Origin of the sequence: Winogradskyella eckloniae, from assembly GCF_013249045.1 — a bacterium.
GTDB lineage: Bacteria > Bacteroidota > Bacteroidia > Flavobacteriales > Flavobacteriaceae > Winogradskyella > Winogradskyella eckloniae.
This window is the reverse complement of record NZ_JABRWP010000003.1, coordinates 1-23,438: the sequence shown is the minus strand read 5'-3', so window position 1 is coordinate 23,438 and position 23,438 is coordinate 1. Positions and strand designations below refer to the sequence as shown.

Annotated in this window: 27 protein-coding genes and 1 pseudogene; 25 read left to right on the top strand and 3 right to left on the bottom strand. The window is 33.1% G+C overall.

The genetic code is table 11. The annotated features are described in order from the left end of the window. Position 1 precedes the first annotated feature (1 nt). From HNV08_RS05470 to HNV08_RS05400, 15 genes and pseudogenes are all read left to right on the top strand, one after another. Positions 2–1,276: a sigma-54 interaction domain-containing protein gene (locus tag HNV08_RS05470; protein ID WP_173280171.1), complete on the top strand. Its 1,275-nt coding sequence runs from the start codon at positions 2–4 to the stop codon at positions 1,274–1,276. A 96-nt stretch (positions 1,277–1,372) separates the two neighbouring features. Further along, a complete protein-coding gene (locus HNV08_RS05465) occupies positions 1,373–1,570 on the top strand; it encodes a hypothetical protein (RefSeq protein ID WP_173280170.1) in 198 nt (65 codons plus the stop codon). Further along, complete coding sequence (locus HNV08_RS05460) at positions 1,571–2,074, top strand: LptE family protein (RefSeq protein ID WP_173280169.1); 504 nt, start codon at positions 1,571–1,573, stop codon at positions 2,072–2,074. It begins immediately after the preceding gene. A gap of 3 nt (positions 2,075–2,077) precedes the next feature. Then, positions 2,078–3,016 carry a hypothetical protein gene (locus HNV08_RS05455; protein WP_173280168.1) on the top strand — a complete coding sequence of 313 codons (939 nt, stop codon included), beginning with the start codon at positions 2,078–2,080 and terminating at the stop codon, positions 3,014–3,016. A gap of 1 nt (position 3,017) precedes the next feature. Beyond that, complete coding sequence (secG, locus tag HNV08_RS05450) at positions 3,018–3,365, top strand: preprotein translocase subunit SecG (RefSeq protein WP_173280167.1); 348 nt, start codon at positions 3,018–3,020, stop codon at positions 3,363–3,365. A gap of 176 nt (positions 3,366–3,541) precedes the next feature. Next, the gene (locus HNV08_RS05445) at positions 3,542–3,817 is read left to right on the top strand and encodes a co-chaperone GroES (protein ID WP_173280166.1); all 276 of its coding nucleotides are present in this window, start codon (positions 3,542–3,544) and stop codon (positions 3,815–3,817) included. 104 nt (positions 3,818–3,921) lie between these two features. Next, positions 3,922–5,550, top strand: coding sequence for a chaperonin GroEL (gene groL / locus HNV08_RS05440; RefSeq protein WP_173280165.1), 1,629 nt, complete (start codon positions 3,922–3,924; stop codon positions 5,548–5,550). 124 nt (positions 5,551–5,674) lie between these two features. Continuing rightward, positions 5,675–6,328, top strand: coding sequence for a DUF6090 family protein (locus HNV08_RS05435; protein WP_173280164.1), 654 nt, complete (start codon positions 5,675–5,677; stop codon positions 6,326–6,328). 99 nt (positions 6,329–6,427) lie between these two features. Beyond that, the gene (locus HNV08_RS05430) at positions 6,428–7,543 is read left to right on the top strand and encodes a DUF6438 domain-containing protein (RefSeq protein ID WP_173280163.1); all 1,116 of its coding nucleotides are present in this window, start codon (positions 6,428–6,430) and stop codon (positions 7,541–7,543) included. A 213-nt stretch (positions 7,544–7,756) separates the two neighbouring features. Further along, positions 7,757–8,662: an AraC family transcriptional regulator gene (locus HNV08_RS05425; RefSeq protein ID WP_173280162.1), complete on the top strand. Its 906-nt coding sequence runs from the start codon at positions 7,757–7,759 to the stop codon at positions 8,660–8,662. Positions 8,663–8,731: 69 nt separating this feature from the next. Next, complete coding sequence (locus HNV08_RS05420) at positions 8,732–9,739, top strand: zinc-dependent alcohol dehydrogenase family protein (protein WP_173280161.1); 1,008 nt, start codon at positions 8,732–8,734, stop codon at positions 9,737–9,739. 5 nt (positions 9,740–9,744) lie between these two features. After that, positions 9,745–11,322: an acetolactate decarboxylase gene (budA, locus tag HNV08_RS16320; protein WP_241697184.1), complete on the top strand. Its 1,578-nt coding sequence runs from the start codon at positions 9,745–9,747 to the stop codon at positions 11,320–11,322. 177 nt (positions 11,323–11,499) lie between these two features. Beyond that, a complete protein-coding gene (locus tag HNV08_RS05410) occupies positions 11,500–11,910 on the top strand; it encodes a DUF1877 family protein (RefSeq protein ID WP_173280160.1) in 411 nt (136 codons plus the stop codon). Between the two features lie 162 nt (positions 11,911–12,072). Further along, a pseudogene (locus HNV08_RS05405) lies at positions 12,073–12,375 on the top strand (Fic family protein); the annotation flags it as partial. A 132-nt stretch (positions 12,376–12,507) separates the two neighbouring features. Beyond that, complete coding sequence (locus HNV08_RS05400; RefSeq protein WP_173280159.1) at positions 12,508–13,752, top strand: GNAT family N-acetyltransferase; 1,245 nt, start codon at positions 12,508–12,510, stop codon at positions 13,750–13,752. Between the two features lie 40 nt (positions 13,753–13,792). Here the strand turns inward: HNV08_RS05400 and HNV08_RS05395 are convergent, their stop codons facing one another. After that, positions 13,793–14,566, bottom strand: a complete 774-nt coding sequence (locus tag HNV08_RS05395; RefSeq protein WP_173280158.1) for a helix-turn-helix domain-containing protein — start codon at positions 14,564–14,566, stop codon at positions 13,793–13,795. A gap of 51 nt (positions 14,567–14,617) precedes the next feature. Continuing rightward, positions 14,618–15,754 (bottom strand): MFS transporter, encoded by a 1,137-nt coding sequence (locus HNV08_RS05390; protein ID WP_173280157.1) that lies wholly within the window; start codon positions 15,752–15,754, stop codon positions 14,618–14,620. A gap of 287 nt (positions 15,755–16,041) precedes the next feature. On the opposite strand from HNV08_RS05390, the gene HNV08_RS05385 reads away from it, so the two are divergent. The 9 genes from HNV08_RS05385 (at position 16,042) to HNV08_RS05345 (ending at position 22,038) form a co-directional block, all read left to right on the top strand. After that, positions 16,042–16,725 carry a hypothetical protein gene (locus tag HNV08_RS05385; protein ID WP_173280156.1) on the top strand — a complete coding sequence of 228 codons (684 nt, stop codon included), beginning with the start codon at positions 16,042–16,044 and terminating at the stop codon, positions 16,723–16,725. Position 16,726: 1 nt separating this feature from the next. After that, positions 16,727–17,305, top strand: a complete 579-nt coding sequence (locus HNV08_RS05380) for a hypothetical protein (protein WP_173280155.1) — start codon at positions 16,727–16,729, stop codon at positions 17,303–17,305. Between the two features lie 223 nt (positions 17,306–17,528). Continuing rightward, positions 17,529–18,173 carry a tetratricopeptide repeat protein gene (locus HNV08_RS05375; protein WP_173280154.1) on the top strand — a complete coding sequence of 215 codons (645 nt, stop codon included), beginning with the start codon at positions 17,529–17,531 and terminating at the stop codon, positions 18,171–18,173. A gap of 32 nt (positions 18,174–18,205) precedes the next feature. Then, positions 18,206–19,339, top strand: a complete 1,134-nt coding sequence (locus HNV08_RS05370; protein ID WP_173280153.1) for an FAD-dependent monooxygenase — start codon at positions 18,206–18,208, stop codon at positions 19,337–19,339. A gap of 265 nt (positions 19,340–19,604) precedes the next feature. Continuing rightward, positions 19,605–19,742 carry a hypothetical protein gene (locus tag HNV08_RS05365; protein ID WP_173280152.1) on the top strand — a complete coding sequence of 46 codons (138 nt, stop codon included), beginning with the start codon at positions 19,605–19,607 and terminating at the stop codon, positions 19,740–19,742. A 95-nt stretch (positions 19,743–19,837) separates the two neighbouring features. After that, positions 19,838–20,680 (top strand): helix-turn-helix domain-containing protein, encoded by an 843-nt coding sequence (locus HNV08_RS05360; RefSeq protein WP_173280151.1) that lies wholly within the window; start codon positions 19,838–19,840, stop codon positions 20,678–20,680. A gap of 90 nt (positions 20,681–20,770) precedes the next feature. After that, positions 20,771–20,926, top strand: a complete 156-nt coding sequence (locus tag HNV08_RS05355; RefSeq protein WP_173280150.1) for a hypothetical protein — start codon at positions 20,771–20,773, stop codon at positions 20,924–20,926. 144 nt (positions 20,927–21,070) lie between these two features. Next, entirely contained in the window at positions 21,071–21,619 is a 549-nt protein-coding gene (locus HNV08_RS05350; RefSeq protein WP_173280149.1) for a carboxymuconolactone decarboxylase family protein, read from the top strand. Between the two features lie 32 nt (positions 21,620–21,651). Continuing rightward, positions 21,652–22,038 (top strand): cupredoxin domain-containing protein, encoded by a 387-nt coding sequence (locus HNV08_RS05345; protein WP_173280148.1) that lies wholly within the window; start codon positions 21,652–21,654, stop codon positions 22,036–22,038. Positions 22,039–22,117: 79 nt separating this feature from the next. Here HNV08_RS05345 and HNV08_RS05340 read toward each other — a convergent pair whose 3' ends face one another. Continuing rightward, complete coding sequence (locus HNV08_RS05340; protein WP_173280147.1) at positions 22,118–22,450, bottom strand: single-stranded DNA-binding protein; 333 nt, start codon at positions 22,448–22,450, stop codon at positions 22,118–22,120. A 223-nt stretch (positions 22,451–22,673) separates the two neighbouring features. Between HNV08_RS05340 and HNV08_RS05335 the strand changes: the two genes are divergently transcribed. Beyond that, positions 22,674–23,156 (top strand): hypothetical protein, encoded by a 483-nt coding sequence (locus HNV08_RS05335; RefSeq protein ID WP_173280146.1) that lies wholly within the window; start codon positions 22,674–22,676, stop codon positions 23,154–23,156. The last annotated feature ends 282 nt before the right edge of the window (positions 23,157–23,438 follow it).

Below are 23,438 nucleotides of genomic sequence, written 5' to 3'. Positions count from 1 at the left end.
TATGGAATCTATTCAAGCCATAAAACAACGTTTCGGTATTATAGGGAATGACCCTAAACTAAATCGTGCCATAGAAAAAGCTATACAAGTGGCACCTACGGACATCTCTGTATTAGTTACTGGAGAAAGTGGTGTTGGTAAGGAAAGTGTCCCTAAAATTATTCATCAATTATCGCATAGAAAGCACGGCAAATATATTGCAGTAAACTGTGGTGCTATACCAGAAGGCACAATAGACAGTGAATTATTTGGGCATGAGAAAGGTGCTTTTACAGGTGCCACATCTACTCGTTCTGGATATTTTGAAGTTGCAGATGGTGGTACTATATTTTTGGATGAAGTGGGCGAATTACCGTTAACCACGCAAGTGCGCTTATTACGTGTTTTAGAAAATGGCGAATTTATAAAAGTAGGTTCTAGTAAGGTTCAAAAAACCAACGTAAGAATTGTAGCAGCTACAAATGTTAATATGTTTGATGCCATTAAAAAAGAAAAATTTAGAGAAGATCTATATTACAGATTAAGTACCGTAGAGATTAACCTTCCTCCTCTAAGAGATCGTAAAGATGATATTCATTTATTGTTTAGAAAATTTGCGAGTGATTTTGCGTTAAAATACAAAATGCCAACTGTAAAGTTAACAGATGATGCGGTTCACTTATTAATGAAATACCGCTGGAATGGTAATATAAGACAACTCCGTAATGTTGCAGAGCAAGTTTCGGTTTTAGAACAAAACAGAACCATCAATGGCGTAACCATTCAAAATTATTTACCAAATACAGGCAGTAATTTACCAGCAGTGGTTAACAGCACAAAATCGGAAAGCGATTTTAGTAGCGAGCGTGAGATATTATATAAAGTTTTATTTGACATGAAGAGCGATCTTAATGATCTAAAAAAACTGACTATGGAACTCATGAAAACCGGAAGTACCTCTGAGGTTCAAAAAGACAACGAACATTTAATTCAGAAAATCTACGGCGAAGATAAAGAAGAAGAATTTGAAGCTTCTATGGACAATTTAGAAGTCTTATCCATTCCGGCACACACACCCAATACCATTCAGACCGACGATTTGCCTATTGAGACTGATGACAAATATCATTTTGCTGAAGAAATTGAAGAAGAAGAAACCCTATCTTTACATGATAAAGAATTAGAACTCATAAAAAAGTCACTAGAACGTCATAGTGGCAAACGTAAATTAGCTGCAGCAGAACTCGGCATTAGTGAGCGCACGTTATATAGAAAAATTAAACAGTTTGATCTTTAAGAAAGAATTATGAAATGCCTTATACGAAATCATTCTTTTTTAAGTTTTTAAAACTATAAATTACTGATTAACACTAACATTGTATAAATTCGTAAAATGAAAGCCGTAGAAATTTTTATGATTCGTAAATCGTTTACTAGAAACAGTTCAGAAGCTATTAGACAAGAAGCAGAAGATCTTATTAACGACAAACATTATAAAGGTTACCGACTTATTAATGTAGATTTTGATGTTGCCGATAATGCTGGTTATATTTACGCTTTTATAACAATGAAAAAGCCAAACACCTATTAAATGAATAACTTTAAATACATATTTATATTGGTCATTTGCGCTATAAGCACAAGCTGTAAAGTCAATTATTCGTTTACAGGTATTACAGATACTCCAGAGACTTTTCAGGTTAACTTTTTTCAAAACAAGGCCGATTTAGTAGAGCCAGGCTTAGATCAATTATTTACAAATGCGCTTCAAGATTTAATTGTAAATCAAACGAGCTCTAACTTAGTAAACACAGGTGGTGAAGTCATATACGAAGGCGAAATTACAGAATATAGAATAGCACCAATGACTGCAACTGCAGAAAATACTGCAGCCCAAAACCGATTAACGATCAGTGTGCAAGTGCGCTATATTAACACAAAAGACGAGGAAAAAGATTTTGACAAACGCTTCTCTTTCTTTTATGACTATGGTGCCAACGAACAATTATCAGGAAGCATTAAAGACACTGCTTTCGACGAAATATTAGAACGTTTAACACAAGATATTCTTAACGCTTCTCTTGCAGATTGGTAAACTATGCAGCTTGAAAATTTAACCACATTAATTCAAAAGCCTGACGTTATTTCAGCCGCTCAAACCGATGAACTCTCTGCGGCTATAAAGACCTATCCGTATTTTCAAACCTTAAGAGCACTGTATTTAAAAGGACTAAAACAAACAGATAGTTATAAGTATAACAATGCCTTAAAAATAACGGCAGCACATACCACAGACCGAAGCGTTTTATTTGAATATATCACTTCTGAAGCCTTTAATCAGAACGAAATTTCTAAGCAAATAAAACAAAACATAGAGCACATAAAAAGTATTGAAGTCAATGCTGTAGACGACATTTCCATTAACAGAAGTGTTACAATAGATGATGCCCTAAAAGAACAAATAAAGGCTACAGAAGGGGTTTTAGATCCAGATTTGTTTGAAGCCAAACCAATAGAGCAGCCCAAATTAGAAACTTCGGCACCAAAAATTGAGGATACTATTATTGCCGTAGATGTCAAAAACATTACACCCGAAAAACAACTTAATATAGGAAAACCTTTAGAGTTTGATAAAACTGAAAATCATTCCTTTACAGAATGGTTAAAAATCACAAGTTTTAAGCCTATAAATCGTGAAACTACCAAAACAAAAGAGGCCGAAGAAGTCATCAGCAACCCTGAACCAGCTTCGCCATTAGATAGCAAATTGGCCATAATTGATAAATTTATTAGCGAAAACCCAAAGATAAAACCAATATCTAACAATGCGCCTAAACCCAAGCTAGTAAACAATGACGACGTCATTTCGGATAGTTTAATGACTGAAACTTTGGCAAGAATTTATTTAGAGCAAAAAAATTACGATAAAGCAATTCAATCTTACAAAATTTTAAGTTTGAAATATCCAGAAAAAAGTAGTTTCTTTGCACACCAAATAAAATTGGTGAAAGAATTAAAAGATAATAATACAATATAAAATGAGTGCATTTACAATATTTTTAGTACTAATCGTAATCGTTGCCTTTTTACTTGTCGTAGTAATTATGGTACAAAACCCAAAAGGTGGAGGATTATCCTCTTCATTTGGAGGTGGTGGTACACAGCAAATGGGTGGCGTTAAAAAAACTGGAGACTTTTTAGATAAGAGTACTTGGTTTTTAGCAACGGCTTTAATCGTATTAATCCTAGCATCTAACTTAACTATTGGTTCAGGAGGTTCTTCAGAATCTAAAGCATATGATGCTGATGAAACGTCAACAGAATTACCAATGTCTACACCAGCAACAAATGATGGTGCTACAACAGACGGAGCAGCAACAGAATAACACATTCTAGTTATAAAACACTACAAAAAGCCAACTTAAACAGTTGGCTTTTTTTATTCTCAAATTTAAAACGCAATCCAATATGAAACTTTGTCAGTCAACCGTAATTGGCATAATTTTCGAACTACGCTAAAGCGTAAATTAATAATTAAATAATTTTAAAAAACATATCAAAAATGGGCTTAAACATTAAACCATTAGCAGACCGCGTTCTTGTAGAACCTAAGCAAGCTGAAACTAAAACAGCATCAGGAATAATAATTCCGGATAATGCAAAAGAAAAACCTCAAAAAGGGACTGTAGTTGCAATAGGAAACGGAACAAAAGACGAACCTTTAACTGTTAAAATTGGCGACACTGTACTTTATGGAAAATATGGAGGAACTGAACTTAAACTAGAAGGTAAAGATTATTTAATGATGCGCGAAAGTGACATCTTGGCGATAATCTAATCCCAATTCTAAATTATGTTATTTCGCACTTGATGCGTAATCCAAAATATAAACTTAAATAAATTAGATTCCTGCCTCCGCAGGAATGACAAAAACTAAAAAACATGGCAAAAGATATAAAATTTGATATTGAAGCACGCGACGGATTAAAGCGTGGTGTAGATGCTTTAGCAAATGCAGTAAAAGTAACATTAGGACCAAAAGGTCGTAACGTCATTATCGGTAAATCATTTGGTGCACCTTCTGTAACTAAAGATGGCGTTTCTGTGGCTAAAGAAATTGAATTAGAAGATGAGCTAGAAAACATGGGCGCTCAAATGGTAAAAGAAGTGGCTTCTAAAACTAACGATTTAGCTGGTGATGGTACAACAACTGCAACTGTTTTAGCTCAGGCTATCGTTAAAGAAGGTCTTAAAAACGTTGCTGCAGGTGCCAACCCAATGGATTTAAAACGTGGTATTGACAAAGCTGTTGAAGCACTTGTAAAAGATTTAGATAAACAATCTAAAAAAGTAGGAAGTGATTCTGATAAGATTAAACAGGTTGCTGCAATTTCGGCTAACAACGACGATACTATTGGTGAATTAATCGCTAAAGCATTCGGAAAAGTTGGAAAAGAAGGTGTTATCACAGTAGAAGAAGCAAAAGGCATGGACACCTACGTTGATGTTGTAGAAGGTATGCAGTTTGACAGAGGGTATTTATCGCCTTATTTCGTTACAGACTCTGATAAAATGATTGCCGATTTAGAGAATCCATACATTTTATTATTCGATAAGAAAATTTCTAACTTACAAGAAATTCTTCCAATATTAGAGCCAGTTGCTCAATCTGGTCGTCCATTATTAATCATCGCAGAAGATGTAGAAGGCCAAGCCTTAGCAACTTTAGTGGTAAATAAATTACGTGGTGGATTAAAAATTGCTGCTGTAAAAGCACCAGGTTTTGGAGACAGACGTAAAGCAATGTTAGAAGATATCGCTATCCTTACAGGAGGTGTTGTAATTTCTGAAGAAAGAGGATTCTCTTTAGAAAATGCCGATTTAACCATGTTAGGTACAGCAGAGACTGTAACTATTGACAAAGACAACACAACAATTGTAAATGGCGAAGGAAAAGCTACTGATATTAAAGCCAGAGTTAACCAAATTAAAGCGCAGATTGAAACAACAACATCTGATTACGACAAAGAAAAACTACAAGAACGCTTAGCTAAATTAGCAGGTGGTGTTGCAGTACTATACGTTGGTGCGGCTTCAGAGGTAGAAATGAAAGAAAAGAAAGATCGTGTTGATGATGCTTTACATGCTACACGTGCAGCTGTAGAAGAAGGTATTGTTGCTGGTGGTGGTGTTGCTTTAGTGAGAGCTAAAAAGACATTAGAAAAAATTACTACAGATAATTTAGACGAGACGACTGGTGTACAGATTGTAAACAAAGCCATTGAAGCACCATTACGTACTATCGTAGAAAATGCTGGTGGTGAAGGCTCTGTTGTCATCAATAAAGTACTAGAAGGTAAGAAAGATTTTGGTTACGATGCTAAAACAGAAACGTATGTAGACATGCTTAAGGCAGGTATCATTGACCCTAAGAAAGTTACTCGTATCGCATTAGAAAATGCAGCTTCTGTAGCTGGTATGATCTTAACGACAGAATGTGCTTTAGTAGATATTAAAGAAGATGCACCTGCTATGCCAATGGGTGGTGGCGGAATGCCTGGTATGATGTAATACCAATGTACAAACATAACGTATAGAATCTTATTCTGTACGCAACGTAAAAGCCTTTGATACCCATCAAAGGCTTTTGTTTTAAATTAATTTCTTAGCTTTAGACCACTAAAGCATTTAGTCTATGTCAAAAACCACTTGGAAATATACGTTAAGAGAGATTATAATAGTTATTATAGGAATTACCATTGCGTTTAGCATGAACAAGTGTTCAGACAATTTAAAAGACAACAATCTTAGAGAAGAATATTTAATTAATCTAAAGAGCGATATTGAGGCGGATAAGATTGAACTCAATAAAAACATGACAGCCATTTCTAAAAAAATCGCTATTTGCTCAGAAATCATCCCAAAATTAAATTCTGAAAATGGCCAGAATATGCAATTGATGAATAACATTTTTTCAATTTTAAAATACGAAAATTTCAGCCCAAAAAATATAACCTACAAAACACTTATTAATTCTGGTGATTTAAAACTTATAGAAGATTTTAAACTAAAAACGAGCATTCAACAACATTACAGCAACTATGATGAACTCTCTGATGTCTATCATAGACACACCAGTTTAATAAAAGATTATTTAGGCAATTATCTCGTTAACAATGCAGATTACGATCAGATCCCAAAAGGAAATGCACCCTTTTTAGACGAAATAAAGTTAAAAAACATTGTACGCGCTTTGCTCACCACCTTTGGAGATAAGTTAGACGCTACAAAACTCGGTATAGAAAGTTGTGATATGTTAATACAACAAATAGACACCTCACTTCATTAGCACTCCATTTATAACTGTAATACCTATAAACCTACAGGATATTATTTTATTTATTGATTATATTCGTGTGTTGGCAGTAATATAACCAAACCTCAAACAATGAAATATTTAACAAGTTTTTTGCTTTTTTTGGTGTTTGTGAATTGTCAAAAAAAAGAAAATAAACCTGAATTTATAAAAGCAGAAATTATTCCCTCAAAAATTGACAGTTTGAATTCTGAAAAAGAAGTTCAAGCTTTTGTTAAAAAATTAAAGCATCCTTTTTATCAGCAAAAAATATCCGAAGATTCAGTTATAGTTTATAGAAAATTTGAGGAATTTGAATTAAAAAAAATAAGCGAATTCAATCGAAACTGTGAATATGATGAGGACATTCTAACTAAACAAATTGCTGCCTCTTTAAAAATAAATAAAAGCTTCTATAAATCAGATTTTGATAATAATGGATATACGGATTTATTGATTATTGGGGATAGTCATAATTGTGCAAGCCCTAAAGGTTGTGAAAATTGTGACGAATGCGAAGGACCCGAAAAGTTAAAATATATCTCTTGTGATTTTAGTGTTTATTCTCTTATGAATTTTGGGAATGATTCTATTAACTCTATTGATTTGAATTTTATTACCCAGTCGTTGTCATTAGTTCCTAAAATTATTGATACAGAGCTTGGTTCATTTATAGAATTACATAAACCTCAAGAATACAATTATGAAAATAGAAAGTTAGAAATTGTTAACAAAACAATTCCTTTAATTTATAAATATGGAACTTTTATTGAGCGTAACACAAAAAACAAAGAGCACGAAATTGAGAATATAGAATTTATTGCTGACGGTTGTGTAGCTGGATGTTCAGAATTTATTATTTCAATCGACAGTAATAGAAATGGCAAATTCAATGCTCTAAATTACAATTGGTTTGATAAAGACTTCTCTTCCGATTTAGAACCAAACGACATTGATGGAGAATTTAAAACTATAGTTTCTACTGAGCATTTTAATGAAATCTATGGAATTATCAATTATTTAGACTTTCCGAATCTAGATAATTCATATTATTCTGGTGCAATGCATTCAAGTTCTGTTGCATTAAAAATCACTTTTGATGGTGGAAAAATTAAGACTATTAAAGACAACGGATTAATTGGAACTTATGGACTTAATAGAGTTTATGAAATGTTTTACGAATTACGATTTAATCAAGAATGGAAATAAAAATACTACTGCCAACAATGTGTATAATTAATTGCTGGCTTCTAGCCTACTTACGAAAGTCCTCGCAGACTTTCTATTCGGTTTTTATTTGCTAACTTAGTTGCTTAACCACGCAACGAATCATATACAATCACGTTGCCAACCATTAGACAAAAATTCGAACTAAACAACAAACATTCGGAAAGTATTATTTGAATTTCATAACTTTGTCAAATGAAATCAAAAGAAACGGTTGCGGACTTTTACGCTCAACACAATCAAGAAAACAGAACAAAAGGACAGTTCAATATATATAAGCGTGAGGAATTTGCTTGCGACTCCACTTCTTTACCGACCAACCGAAGGGATTTTTATAAAATTTCCCTAATCTTAAATGGAGAAGGAATAATATCTTCCGCAGGACAATCTATTAACATAAAAGGCAATACAATAACTTTTATGAATCCGCTTATACCCTATTCGTGGGAACCGAAATCGACAAATCAAACAGGATATTTCTGCCTTTTCACAGAAGACTTTGTGAACCAAAATCTTAAAAATGAGAGTCTTTCACAATCACCTTTGTTCAAAGTTGGAGGGAACTTTGTCTTTTGTCCGAACGAAGAAAATTTACAATCCTTAATCCGAGCATTTGAGGGAATGTTTAAGGAAATCCAATCTGATTACCCTAACAAATATGAACTCATACGTAGTTATGTGCAAATCGTTATGCACGAAGCATTAAAAATGCAACCACCTGAAACTTTCTATAAGCCAACTAATGCATCCGAAAGAATTTCGACATTGTTTCTGCAATTATTGGAAAGACAATTCCCAATTGATTCGCCTAATCAAACAATTAAATTAAAAAATGCCAACGAGTATGCCACACAATTAAATGTGCATACAAATCATTTAAACAAAGCATTAAAAGAGGTAACCGGAAAAACCACAAGCCAATGGATTGCTGAACGAAACGCTAAAGAAGCAAAAGCACTATTGCTTAACAGCAATTGGAATATTGCCGAAATTGGTTATTCTTTAGGTTTTGAACATCCTTCAAATTTTAATATTTTCTTCAAAAACCAAACAGGAAACACACCAAATTCCTTCAGAAAACAAGGTGTTGCCATTTCATAACGAATAGTTTGATTAGCATAATTTTGACAATCATCAAGGTTCTAATTTTGCTTCATAAAAACAAAACATATGAAAGCAATACAATTAGAACTGTTTGGAATAGACCATTTAAAATTGGTAGATATTCCAACACCACATATTGGAGAAAATGAAGTTTTGGTAAAAACATCGGCAGTTTCACTTCAATATTTAGACTTAATAATGGTTGAGGGCAATGTAATTCCTGATTTGAAGTTTCCACACATACCAGTTTCCGAAGGAATGGGAGTTGTGGAGCAAGTAGGAAAAAATGTAACTCGTTGGAAAAAGGGAGACCGAGTACTAATTCCTTTTATACCAAAATGGGAATCTGGAGAAATCACGACTTACAACAATCAAAACCGAACTGGAATGCAGCTATCAGGTACTTTAGCTGAATTTTCGGTTCAACCTGAAAACACTTTGGTTCTTGCACCTAAAAATCTTACAGACGAAGAGTCTGCATCGCTTTCAGTCGCAGGCTTAACAGCTTGGGCAAATTTGGTTTCACAAGCAAACATTAAAGCTGGTCAAACAATTTTAGTGCAAGGTAGCGGAGGAGTTTCTTTATTCGCACTTAAAATCGCTAAAATATTCGGACTTAAAATAATCGCTACTACAGGAAGCAAGGAAAAAGAAGCTAAACTCAAAGCATTAGGTGCAGACGAAGTAATTAACTACAATGAAATAAAGGAATGGAGTAACGAAGTAAAACGCATGAATGGCGGAATCGGAGTTGATATTACTTTAGACGTTGCAGGTAGCAAAACCATTGAACAGAGCATACTTTCTTGTAAAGAAAATGCCTTTATTGGCTTGGTTGGCTTTATGTCAGGTAGTGAAATAACCATTGACGTTTTTCCCTTAATAATGAACTATATCAGACTTCAAGGCTATTCTGTTGGCAACGCACAAGAATTAACAGAATTGGTAAACGCAATCGAAAAAAACAATCTCAAACCAGTTGTTGATAGTGTTTTCACAGTTGAAAAAACCAAAGATGCTTTCTTGAAATTAAAATCAGGAAAAGCATTTGGAAAAATAATCATCAAATTCTAATAAGAATGAAACATATACTAATTGGCATCTTTCTGATGCTATCCCAAATAGTACTTTCACAACAAACAACCAATGGCTTTTCAATGCCAGAAAGCATCACATCTAATGGCGAACGATTTTTCGTTTCAAGTCAAGGTCAAGATTTTATGACCAAAGATGGAGATGGCTTTATAAGCGAAATTTCATCAGATGGAAAAATCCTAAATCACAAATTTCTTCCTTTAAAAGGTGTTTTGAATGCACCAAAAGGAATGACCATTGTAAACAACATCCTCTATGTTGCCGACTTGAACAGAGTTGTTGGCTATAACATTAAAAATAGAAAAACGGTTTTTGAACTTGTAATTGATGAAGCAAAACTTTTAAATGACATTTGCGAATTAGAAAATGGTTTTATTGCAGTTACAGAAACCGTGTCAGGCAATATCTATAAAATCAAAATTGACAAAAAATCGTTTGAAATTATTGGCAACATTCCAACAGCTAACGGAGTTGCTTACAATCAAAAAACAAACCAATTATTGGTTTGCAGTAATGGCGAAAATTATGGAGATGGTTCTGTATATTTAAAGACAGAAAATTCAGAATTTAAAGAACTTCCTAATATTGCGAATGGCTTTTTTGATGGTATCGAGTGGATTGATAATGAACACATAATAATTTCAGATTGGATAACTTTTCCAGTAAATGGCTATGGAAAATTATGGGTTTACGACCTTAAAAGCCAACAATCAGAATTCAATATCACGGAAGAAAGTATTGCAGATATTTATTATGACAATACAACTTCAAAAATATATATGCCTCAAATGTTTCACAATAAGGTGTTAATTTCGGATTGGGAACAATTGAGCAAAAACCAAAATGAAATCAACAATCTTTACAATTATGGTGTAATTGATGCTTTTATTGGCGGACTTTATCGTGGCACGCTTCCTATGAAGGATTTAAAACTGAAAGGAGATTTCGGACTTGGAGCACCAAATATGCTAAATGGAGAACTAACAATGCTAAATGGTAGAGCTTACCAAACACAAGCAACGGGAGAAACCATTGAACTTGAAAATAATCATTTAACATCATTTGCTTCGGTTACGTTTTTTAAAGCGGACACCACTTTTGTTCAAAATTCATCAGCCGATAAAAATGCAATCTTGAATACCATCGAAAAAATGTTGCCAAGTAAAAATAAAATGTACGCAATTAAAATTTCAGGAAATTTCGACCGCATAAAAACAAGAGCATTTCCACCAGTTGAAAACGAACCTTTTCCAAAATTGGCAAACATACTTGACCAACAACAATTCTTTGATTATGAAAACGCAGATGGAACTTTAGTTGGTTTCTTTTTACCAAGCTATTTGAATGGAATCAACGCAGGAGGTTTTCATTTTCACTATTTGTCAAACGACACAAAACAAGGTGGTCATATTTTGGAATTTAACGGAAAAGACTTGAAAATTGAAATTGCATATCTAAAAACCTTTGAAATGGACACACCAAATGACAAAGGATTTCAAGACTTTGAATTTATAAAAGCTGAAAACGAATCGTTGCGAAAAGTGGAACAAGGAAAGCAATGAACAAAGGGCAGTTGCTAACAATGTATATAAAAAAATAGCGGTTTAGGTAAGCACCTAAACCGCTTTTATTTTTAAATAAGTATATTGCTTTCCGAAAAGTTCGTGCTTATTAATCCGCTACTTTTCGTATACGGAGACGTTGCAAACAATTTATCAGCAACCCTAAAAAAAAGAAATATGGGAATGATTGGAACGGTAATTAGAGTATCTGAAGAGGAATTAAATACTTTTCTAAAGGACTCTAAAGCTCTTGAAAATAAAATTTACGCAGACGAAAGCTATGCGGAAGATTGGTTTCTTGATTTAGACAAATCTTGGGACGGAATTAATTATATTCTGATAGGAGAAATAATTGGAGGACTTGAAAACGAACCGAATAAATTACAAAGAGCTCTATTTAGTTTTCAAATTATTGACGAAGAACAAGACCTTGGATATGGACCAGCTCAATATCTCAACCCGAATCAAGTAAAAGAAACATATTCGGAATTGGAAAACATAACGGACGAAAGTTTGAAAAATAAAATTAAAGCCTCACAGAACTGTACGAAATCTGCGAAGGAAAGGAGAGGGGATTTTCAATGTTGACGAAGTCTTAAGCTTCTACGTGTATTATAACCTTAATCCTCTCTTTTGTCTTTTCTTGTTTATTGTCTAATTTAATGAATTGTAAACTTAAGCCGTGTATAATTCATTGCTAGTTATTGCCTACTTGCAAAATTCCTAATAGATTTTCTATTTGGTTTGAATTACAAAGCCCTCGCTGAAAGTGATAAATCAGGAAAATCAACAAAGTTTATTGAATATATGCTCAAGGTAATTGACATTTCAATAAGTCAATTATTAGATTTTAATAATCGAACGTTAAATGAAAAAGATAGATTAGAATATTATGTTGCATTAAATAAAACTGAATTTACAAGAAAAGATTATATGGCTATTTTTAAAAATATTTCATCAGCGACAGCGAGTAGAGATTTAAAGAAAGGCACCGAATTGAATTTATTTGAAAAAATAGGAAAAAAAAATAAGACCATCTATCGTTTAAAATAACTAGGCACCACGAAAGCACAACTTCATGCATAATTAACAGTTTTACAATTACATACTTTCCAAAACCCAAACAGCTTTCCTACTCGTCAATTATTTAATAACTTAGGTGCTTAAACATGCCACAATCAAGAGATGAAAATTTGTTTAGCTCAAGTAAAATCCGAAAAAGGAAAAGTTCAAGAGAATATTCAAAACCACTTGAAATTTATTGAACGCGCAATCCTATTAAATGCCGACCTCATCATCTTTCCTGAATTGTCAATTACTAATTACGAACCTCGTTTAGCAAAAGCACTTTCAACAGATGTAGAAAACAGCATTTTTAATCCATTTCAACACCTTTCTGACCATAATCATATTACCATTGGCATAGGAATGCCTACAAAAGCAACCGACGGAATTCATATAAGCATGTTGATTTTTCAACCAAATAAACAGCGCACAGTATATTCTAAAAACCTCCTGCATTCTGACGAACTCCCCTATTTTATAAGTAGCAACAACCAACCTACCTTAACAATCAAAGGACAAAAAATTGCCCTTGGCATCTGTTATGAAACGCTTCAAAGAGCACATTTTATAAAAGCAAAAGAAAATAATGCCGACCTGTATGTTGCAAGCGTCGCAAAACCAAAAAGGGGCACCAACCAAGCGTATCTCCATTTTTCTGCAATAGCGAAAGAATTTAAAACACCTATACTGATGTGTAATTCTATTGGCTATAGCGACAATTTTATGAGTAACGGATTAAGCGCAGTCTGGAATTCTAACGGCGAACGCATTAACCAAATCGATGCTATAAATCAAGGCCTCCTCATTTACGATAGCGACACGGAATACACAGAAGTTTTTCAACCTCAAATCGCTAAAGGTCAACGTGCTGATTTAGACCCATTGTTTACAATTTACCTTAACTGCAAAACCGCGTTAGAGAAAAACGGGATTTACCAATGGGTTGACAGTTATCCAACAAAAAAAATCATTGCGGAAGATATAGACAAAGGCGTTTTATTCATTCTTAAAACTAACAGAGAAATCATTGGTGCCATAAACATTAGTGAGGAACAAGAAACCGAATACAAAACTGTAAATTGGGAGTTCAATGCCTTAAAGGTCTTAGTGATTCATAGATTGGTGATTGCGCCCAAACACCAGAGAAATGGCTATGCCAGACGTCTCATGGACTTTGCTGAGAAATTCGCAAGAGAAAATAACTATACCTCAATTAGACTCGACGCTTATAGTCAAAACAAGAAGGTTGTAGAATTTTATAAGAAACGAGCATATGTGATACGTGGCCAAGTGAATTTCCCTAAACGCGCACATCCATTTCATTGTATGGAAAAGAAAATAATAGCCATCGACAACACTATATAAACTTAATACCTAGATTTCGTCTACTGTACGTAAGGCCATTTTAATTCTTAAACGAGATATGCGTCTTAAAATCGGATGGACTTACTCCGACACTGTTCTTGAAAAATCGCGAAAAACTACTTAACGAATTAAAACCAAGATAAAACGCCAATTCTTTGGTGGTAATATCTCCTTTTACAAGCTCTCTTTTGGCTTCTGTGAGCTGGCGTTGCTGAATAATTTGCTTGGCAGTAGCATTAAGTTTTTGCTTTAATATTTGGTTTAATCGTTTACTACTAATCCCAATTTCATTGGCATAATAATCTGTATTAGTTTCTTTTAAAAACGTAACTTCCATCAACTCTAAAAACTGAAATACCCTTTTTTGATTTAAATCTTGCTCTAAAAAGACATCGTTTTGATAACGAATTAAATGCAGCAACAATACCTTCAGCAAGGTTTTAAGCATAATGTAAGACACATCATCATTAGCATACTCTTCTTTTAAAAGATCAACCAATTGTTTTATGCGGATTACCTGCTGCGCTTCATTGATATGTAACTGCGGATATTTATTAAACACAGACAGCACGTCTAATGCGTATTCTATGTCGTCTTCATCAATAAGGTCGCGTTCAAAATTTATTAAAACACCGTCATTTTCATTAAAAACGGAATGGCTAAATACCTCATTTAATGGCTTAAAATGTACATGTATTGCATTTTTAGCATGCCACTCAAAATAAATTCCCATAGAATTATCGGAGAGCATTTTGGCGCTTTTCTCAAACGGTTGTAAAATTTGAATTTTAGAATTCCAATGCTGGTTGCTCATTTACATTTGATGTGTGTTTCAAATGTAAAAAGAAATATTTAAACTTAATTTTTAGCTAAATTTTTTAAACATGTATAAAATAACCGCTCCAATTCCAACTGCTAAAACTGCAGAAACACTGTAGACCACAATATAATTGTCTGAAATATATTCTATAAACGTAGACAAAAACTGGCCACCAAAAACACCCATAGAATACAACCCTAAATTTTTTCCTTGATTTTGAATGGTACTGACCTCAATCATCATGTGGTTTAATAGCGGAATTGTAAATCCAAAACCAATTCCCATAAAAATGGCCATAAGCACCAACATTGGTACAGTACCAGCCATAGCCAAAACGATATAACTTAGCATAAAAAACAGAAAACCTAACGCTACCGTTTTACGATCGCTTAATTGCTTAACCACCTTTGGCATTTGACTCGCAGAAAGCACAGCAACAACCGAAATAAAAGCCATTAAATAACCTGTTTGAGACTCACTAAAACCAAACGTCTCTGGTAAATATAATGGTAATGTTACAAAGCCAACAAAGAATAACATCATCGCAAACAATGATGCAAAGAAAATTAGTTGAACCTTTATTTTATTGGCATTAGTTGCCTCTATAGTCGTGGATTTTTCTAACTTTTTTGCTGTAGGTTTAGGCAAGGTTTTTACGACCAATACTAAACAGAGCAAAGCCACAGCGTAAACATAAAAAGGATATTGCCAATGCAGCTCACCTAAAACACCACCAATTCCAAGAAAAACAACACCTCCCAACTCTATGGCCATACCTTGCCAAGCTATCATTTTCATTCGCACATCACCCGTAAAAAATTCTGCAATATATGCGGTTACAGAAACCTGAATACCAACCGTGACTACACCAAGAAAAAAGCGATTTAATATGAGGATATAATCATTAGCAATAAATGCTCCCAAAACACCTAAAATAGCATATGGCGCTAAGCTTAAAACGAGCAAATTAAAAGTCCCTAACTTGTTTATTAATCGTCCTACAAATGGAGCAAATACCACAACACCCAATGATGGTAAGGTTATTAACCAACTTGGCGAAAAACCAAAATTAGTGTGTTTTACAATACCTGTTAGCGCAGGTGCAATCACTGAACCTACCATAATGGTTAAACTGCTTACCAAAAGCAGTGTAAATATGCCGATGTTTGATACTTTTTTCATAGTACAAAATTCAACTTATTCTAACAAAACGGCTTCACCTATTTTCTAATATAGTATCCCAAAATGGAAATTTGAAGAAATGATCTAAATCACATAGCCCATTTTACAAAATCCATTAACTTCTTTACGCAACATTAATCTTAAGGCTAATGATATCTACGTTTTATTTGCTAAATTAGTTGCACTTTCAGTATTTGTACAAATTCCTAAAGATGAATTAATGTAGATTAGAAATCTTTAGATAACACGTAGAAGAACTTGAAACCAATAACTTTAATAGTTAGCAAATGAAAAAATTGCAAATAACATTTGGATTAATTGTGGGATTAATTGTTTTAGGGTTTATCCAAAATAACAATACGCCTAAACCGATTCAAAAAGTATCGGCAACGGAATTTGTTACCACATTAGAAAAACTTGGCTATTATAAATACGCAGAAGCATCAACTATTGATAGTTTAAAAAATGACCTCATAAAAAATTATGATCCTACCAATGAATTCGTAACCATTTGGAATGAAGATTCCGGAGTTCCGTTAGACTATAGATATTATTGGTGTGATGGCGAAACGGTTTTTGAAGCAGGCGGATTTATAGCACTTTTAGAACAGGTACAACCAACGCTGCATAAAATTGGACTCAAAATACATGTTACCAATCATTTTGAAGAATGGGATCAAAAAAACGAATGGTTAAATCACAGAATTACAATTAACGGCGCTGAGTACGTTATTTTTAAAAACTTTAAAGATTATGGTTGGGCAGAAGCCGTAATGCGCTTTGCACAAATTATAAATCAAGAAGCCAAAAATCAAGGTGTAGAAGACCTCGTTTATTTAGCTTCAGCGGGAAACGATGGACGCTTAATTTTCTTAAACCAAGCATTATATAATTACATTTATAGTGTTTACACCAACCAAAACTTAAAACCATTGGAGGTTAACGAATGGATAAAAGTTATGAAATCATAATATGAAGTCACAATTTACGATATTACTAGTACTATTAATTAGCATCTATTCTTGTCAAAGAGCTAAAAACAAAGGAAAAGAAATCATTAAGACCTCAAAAAATGAAATTTCTAATGTTTCAAAGAAAGCATGGGAAAAGTCAATAAATTACGCCTTTAATTCATTGTCCTATGCTGAAAACATTAGCTTAATAGATATTTATAGCGAGGAGGACCTTCCAGAAATGGATAAAATAAATGGTGTTCGAATTAACTGTCCTCCTAATTTTTACACGTGTTTTTTTAAATATAAATCTAACAAAACAGAAATCTTAGAGTTTCTATCGAATTTAAATACCAAACCAAATGACATTTTTGATAAAGAACCAATACAGACCGATGAATATTATATGCATAAAAGCTTAGAGTTTATAGAAGAGCAATTACCTAATTTCAAAAACAACATATCCTTTTTTAACGACCTAAAAGCGATTAAATCGATTGAATATTACCGATGTAATAAATTTCCATATGAAAATTACCTTGCCATTGATATTGATAACGAAATTATATATCACATAATAAAAAACTATTGGGATTAACCTAAACACAATAGTTGCAACATTATCTTTATTTAACTTTTATGTTATAGAAAACTTTCAAAACGATTCTACTCATTTTTTCTAATTAACTTAGAACTCAATTTACAAATGCACAATTAATCCATTATAGATCTAAACAAAGTATATGACTTTTAAATCCATATTATTTTCCACACTTGTTCTACTTGTAATAAGCTGCAAAAAGCCAAATAAAATAGATCTATTGATATCAGAATCAAAAGACTATGCTGATCGTGGTAATCCTCAAAAATCAATTGAATTATTAACCCAAGCGCTTCAGTTAGATTCAACACATTATATTGCACGCTACAACAGATCCACTAATTATCTCAACTTTAAACATTATGAACTTGCCTTATTAGATTTACAAATATTAAGCAAAACAGAACCAGAAAACGATGACTTATATTACAAAATAAGTGTTTGTTATAATGGTTTAAAAGATTACACTAATACCATTGCGTACCTTAACAAAGCCATTGAATTACAACCCAACAACGACGGTTATATAAAAGATAGAGCCGGAATTTATTGGACCATTGAAGCCTACGAAAAAGCTCAAATAGATTTTAACAAGATTATAGAATTAAAGCCAAAAAATCCTGAATATTACATACTAAGAGCTTTTAATACTGAAGAACTTAACGACTATGAATCTGCTATTTTAGATTACAATAGGGCTTTAAAATTAGATGACGAGGACTATAGAACATACTATGACCGTGGCAATGCTTACTTCACTGTAGGCCGTGTAAATAAAGCTTGTACAGATTGGAGAACAGCTATTGAAAAAGGCGATCCTAGAACAGTAGCATTGACCAAAAAAATAAAAGCAAATTGCAATTAAAGCATTTTTAAAACACCTTAAACCAAAACGCTATGCATATTGATATCATTGGAGCCGGAATAGGTGGACTAACAACCGCAATTGCCCTTGAACAAAAAGGAATAAAAACCAGGATTTTTGAGCAATCCGCAGAACTAAAACATGTTGGCGCAGGTATAATTTTAGCAAATAATGCCATGCAGGTCTATGAAAAACTAGGTCTTAAGGCTATAATAGAAGCCAACGGAAATCCTATCTCTTCAATGCATATTACCAGATCAAATCTAAATCCGCTTTCTAAAATTGACTTAACTTACTTTGAAAAAAAATACCATACCAAAAACATTGCAATTCACAGAGGAACGTTACAACAAATACTGATTGACACGTTAAAATCTACAGAAATAAATCTCAATCACAAACTCACATCCATCAATGCTCAAAAAAACAAATGTCAGCTAACCTTTGAAAATGGACAACACATACAATCTTCCATTGTATTGGGTGCAGATGGTTTAAATTCTATAGTACGGCAACATATACTACCAGACCATCAAATTAGAAATACGAATCAAATATGTTGGCGAGGCATTACCACCTATAAATTATCAAAGGCATTTAAAAATGAAATAAACGAAGCTTGGGGTAAATCGTCTAGATTTGGATTTGTTCAAATTTCAGAGAATACTGTGTATTGGTATGCTGTAAAATCTTTTAAATCACATAAAAATGAACTGTCCGTACATGCCTTAGAAGACTATTTTAGTCACTACAACATATTAATTAAAGACCTTATAAAATCAACGCATAAGGAACACATACACACCGCAGCAATTTCAGATTTAAAACCAACACATACGTGGTTTAAACACAATGTGTGTTTAGTTGGAGATGCTGCTCACGCTACCACGCCAAATATTGGGCAAGGAGCTTGCCAAGCCATAGAAGATGCATTTATCTTATCTGAATGTTTATCCAAACATCAATTTAACAAGGCCTTTGAAATCTACCAAACATTACGATTGCCCAAAGTACATCACGTGGTAAAAACAAGTTGGCGCATTGGTAAATTAGCACATCTATCTAACCCAATGCTCATTGCGCTTCGCAATCAATTATTACAAATAACGCCTGCCAGTATTAACAGAAAACAAAACGAATACCTATTTAAATTAAATACTGTTTAGTGCATGTATCCATTTGCTTAATTGTACAGTCCTCTTCCCTATTTTTAGTGTAATATCTAGACATTAGAACAAACTAGAGAATTATTGTCACCTCATAATTTTACCTTTTAAATTCTAAAAGTCACATTGAGAAAATAATTATATATATTTAACAAATTAAGGTTAATTTAATAGAAAACAACAAAATTCACACCTTTAGAATTTTAAATACCGAACGTATAAATTATTTAAAGTTTGTTTCTTGTTTTTATAGACAACTATTCAAATGATAGCATCAGAAAAATGGGTTACATACATGTGGGTTTTATTAGCGGTTTATGCTGCTCTACGCCCAGCAAAAGACAGCGCTTCAACGATCACAGGTTCTTCTTTTGTTTTAGATGGTGGCTGGACCGCTCAATAGCACTACACCTAGGTCCATTTATTTTGAAAACTATTGTATTTCTAAAATTTTTTATGCTGTTGTAATTTTTAAGTCAAACCTTAGACTAAATGGTTATGATGTATACATTTAAAGAATTTTCTACAAACGCCATTTTTAACATTGGAAACGAGACCGATTTGCTCCCTTTTAAAGAAGCAAAACAATGCGAACTATTTACATTTATTTGGTCTACATCAGAAGCTGTATCCTTAGTCATTGACAATGTACCACTTACCATTCCACCACATAGTATAGTAGCACTTACGCCCATACAGTATCTCCAGTACTTAGACGGTAAGCACATTATAGTTTACCAATTTAACCGTGAATTCTATTGCATTAAAGATCACGACCAAGAAGTAAGTTGCGTCGGGATATTATTTTTTGGTAATATTAATATTCCAATTATACATTTAGATAACGCAGAACAACAAAAGTTTAAAGTACTTCACAATGTATTTATTGACGAACTCGAAACCGAAGACAACATACAGTCTGAAATGCTTAGAATGTTAATGGCTCGATTTATTATAAAATGCACACGATTACTAAAAGCAAAAGAAAACATTTCTGCATCGCCAAAAAGCTCAAAAGTAGATCTTCTACGCGAATTTAATTACCTTGTAGAACAGCATTTTAAAGCGGAGCACAGCGTTTCCTTTTATGCTGACAAACTATTTAAATCCCCAAAAACATTATCTAATAACTTCGCGAAATTAAACAGAAGTCCCTTACAAATAATACACAATCGCATAGTGTTAGAAACCAAACGTCAATTGGCATATACCGATAAAACAGCAAAAGAAATTGCTTATGATATTGGATTTGATGACGCCTCACACTTAAGTCGTTTGTTTAAAAAACAAACCTCAGTATCACCTTCAGACTACAAAAAACGCTTAAAACAAAATAGTTAGGAAAAATTGACATGCCTTTAGGCAAATTCTTCATTTTAAGACATCATTTCCTATTGCATCTTTGCATTGTAATATTAAAACAATAACAAGATGAAAAATAAAATCACATCCATATTTAATCTCATAGAGATCTTTAGAAATCAAAGACCTAAAAAAATCGTCAGCACCATTAATACAGAAACGCATTGTGCTCAAAAACATATGCATGATTTTTACTGTGATGCCGAAAGACCCTATATAGACTAAACCAAGTAAGTAGGAAAAATCGACAAGACATTGGGCAAATAAAGCATTTTATTACACTACAAATAGAAGCAACTTTGTACCCACAAAACATTAAATCAAATACTAACTATTCTAACCAACAGTTAGAATCTAATAATTAAAAACATGAGTACATTTAATATCTTAAAACGAGAAGAAGTAAGCGCTAATAACCAAGCCATATTTGACAACTTAAATAAAGCACTGGGCTTTGTTCCAAACCTGTATGCAACATACGCTCATAGTGATACAGCGCTAGAGAATTATTTAAACTTTGCTAATGCAAAAACATCATTATCTGCAAAAGAAAAAGAAGTTGTCAACTTAGCAGTAAGCCAAGTTAACGATTGTATTTATTGCTTATCTGCTCATACAGCCATAGGCAAAATGAATGGCTTTACAGAGGCGCAAATTTTAGAACTAAGGGCAGGTTATTCAACCATAAATACAAAGTTTGATGCCTTGGCAAAATTAGCCAAAAACATTACAGAAAACAGAGGGAAAACCGACCAAGACGTCTTAGAAAATTACTTTAACGCAGGTTATACAAAGGGAAATCTAATAGACACTATCGCTTTAGTAGGAGACAAAACTATCTCTAATTATGTCCATAGTACAACATTAGTACCCGTTGATTTTCCATTAGCGCAACCTTTAAAATTAGAAACAATTTAATTCACAATAAACCATTAAAACACAAACAAAAGATGAAAAAATTTATAGCAATAATTGTATTAGCATTGACCTTAACAGCAACAGTAAATGCACAAGACAAGATGATGAAAACTAAGGCCACTTCGGTTACCTTAGAACAAACTAAAGGAGAATTTACACAAAAAGCATTAACATTATCCGAAGGCGATTATATTTTTGAAATTGCCAACCATAATGTCGGTAAGCAAGTTGGTTTTGTATTAGTGCCTAAAGGCAAAGATGCCTCTAACCCAGAAAACCATATAAAAACAGCTTATGTTACAAAAGCGGTAGAAAACAATACTACAGAAACGAGTAAGGTTACTACGTTAACCAAAGGCGAATACATTTATTTCTGCCCTTTAAATGAAACACCACAATATACGCTAACTGTAGAGTAACGTAATACGCAAAGGATTAAAAAAAGGAGCAAACCCTTAATTAGGTTGCTCCTTTTTTAGTTTAAAACAGTGACGTCTATTATTTTCCTAACATTAATAGCTCGCTACATACCACTTCTGTGATATAACGTTTAATACCATCTTTATCTTGCCAAGACCTTGTTGTTAATTTCCCTTCAATGGCGACCTCTTTTCCTTTTGTAATAAACTTCTCTACAATTTGTGCTGTTTTTCCCCAAGCGACAATATTGTGCCATTGCGTATCCGTAATTTTTTCGCCTTGGGCATTCTTATAACTATCGTTTGTAGCAATAGAGAATTTAGCTAGCGTTTTACCAGATTCAAAATTGGTGATTTCTGGATCATTACCTAAGTTACCAATCAACTGTACTTTGTTTTTAAGTGTGTTCATAATTTCTAATTTTAATGGTTAAACAGTTAATACTATCGAGTTCTTATGTTTCGACACTGTAAAGATGTGACACCAAGCACATCCTAAACGGTATTTACATACTTACATACGTTTGTAAGTAATTGTAAACGCTTAAAAATAACTAATAGCCTAAAAACATTACGCTTAACACGATTCTTAAAAAAGAAATTAAAATTGATTATATTTAGGTGTTACCCAACATTTGAGAAACATCATATTCATAACAATTTTCCTTCTAAGTACAATCTGTACTGCTCAAAACAATGATTCTATTCCTGAATCTGAAAAAGAGTATCTGGAATTATTAAACTATACGCCAAAGAATTTTAAAATTGATTTAGAAAATAAACCTTCGAGCGAATTTCTAAAAACTGAACTGAATTCAATTTGGAAACTAAAGTTTGCGTATGAATTGAAAGACAAACTAAACGATAACGAAATTAAATGGTTGGAAGACCAAATTAATCAATTAGCAGTTGCTTATTTTCTGGAAAAAAAGCCAATTATTATCGAAAGTGTTGGAGGATACTCTGGATGTCCTGAACAGTTAGTGACGAGTGAATTAAATAATGAAACGAAAGTTACAATCTTGAACTTTTGCTCTGGAGGTTGTATCGTGAATAATAAAACGGAGGATTTTATTCGAATTTTTAATAATCGAACGGAAAAACTACTGTTGAACTGAAAACAAAAAACGTTGGGTAACACCGTGTATAATTAATTGCTTTTTACGTGCTTACTTGCGAAAATTCCTGCGGAATTTTCACGGGTTCGTAAATGTTTGCTAACTTAGTTGCTTAACCACGCAACTAACCATACACAAACACGTTAGCATACATTTTGACCCGTCCTGAATAAAGGCTACATAATTTTAAACATTATGTACAAAAATGACAAAGTAATTAGACGGTATTCAGAACCTTTTAAACTGAAAATTTTAGACGAACTTACAACTGGAAAATTAAAC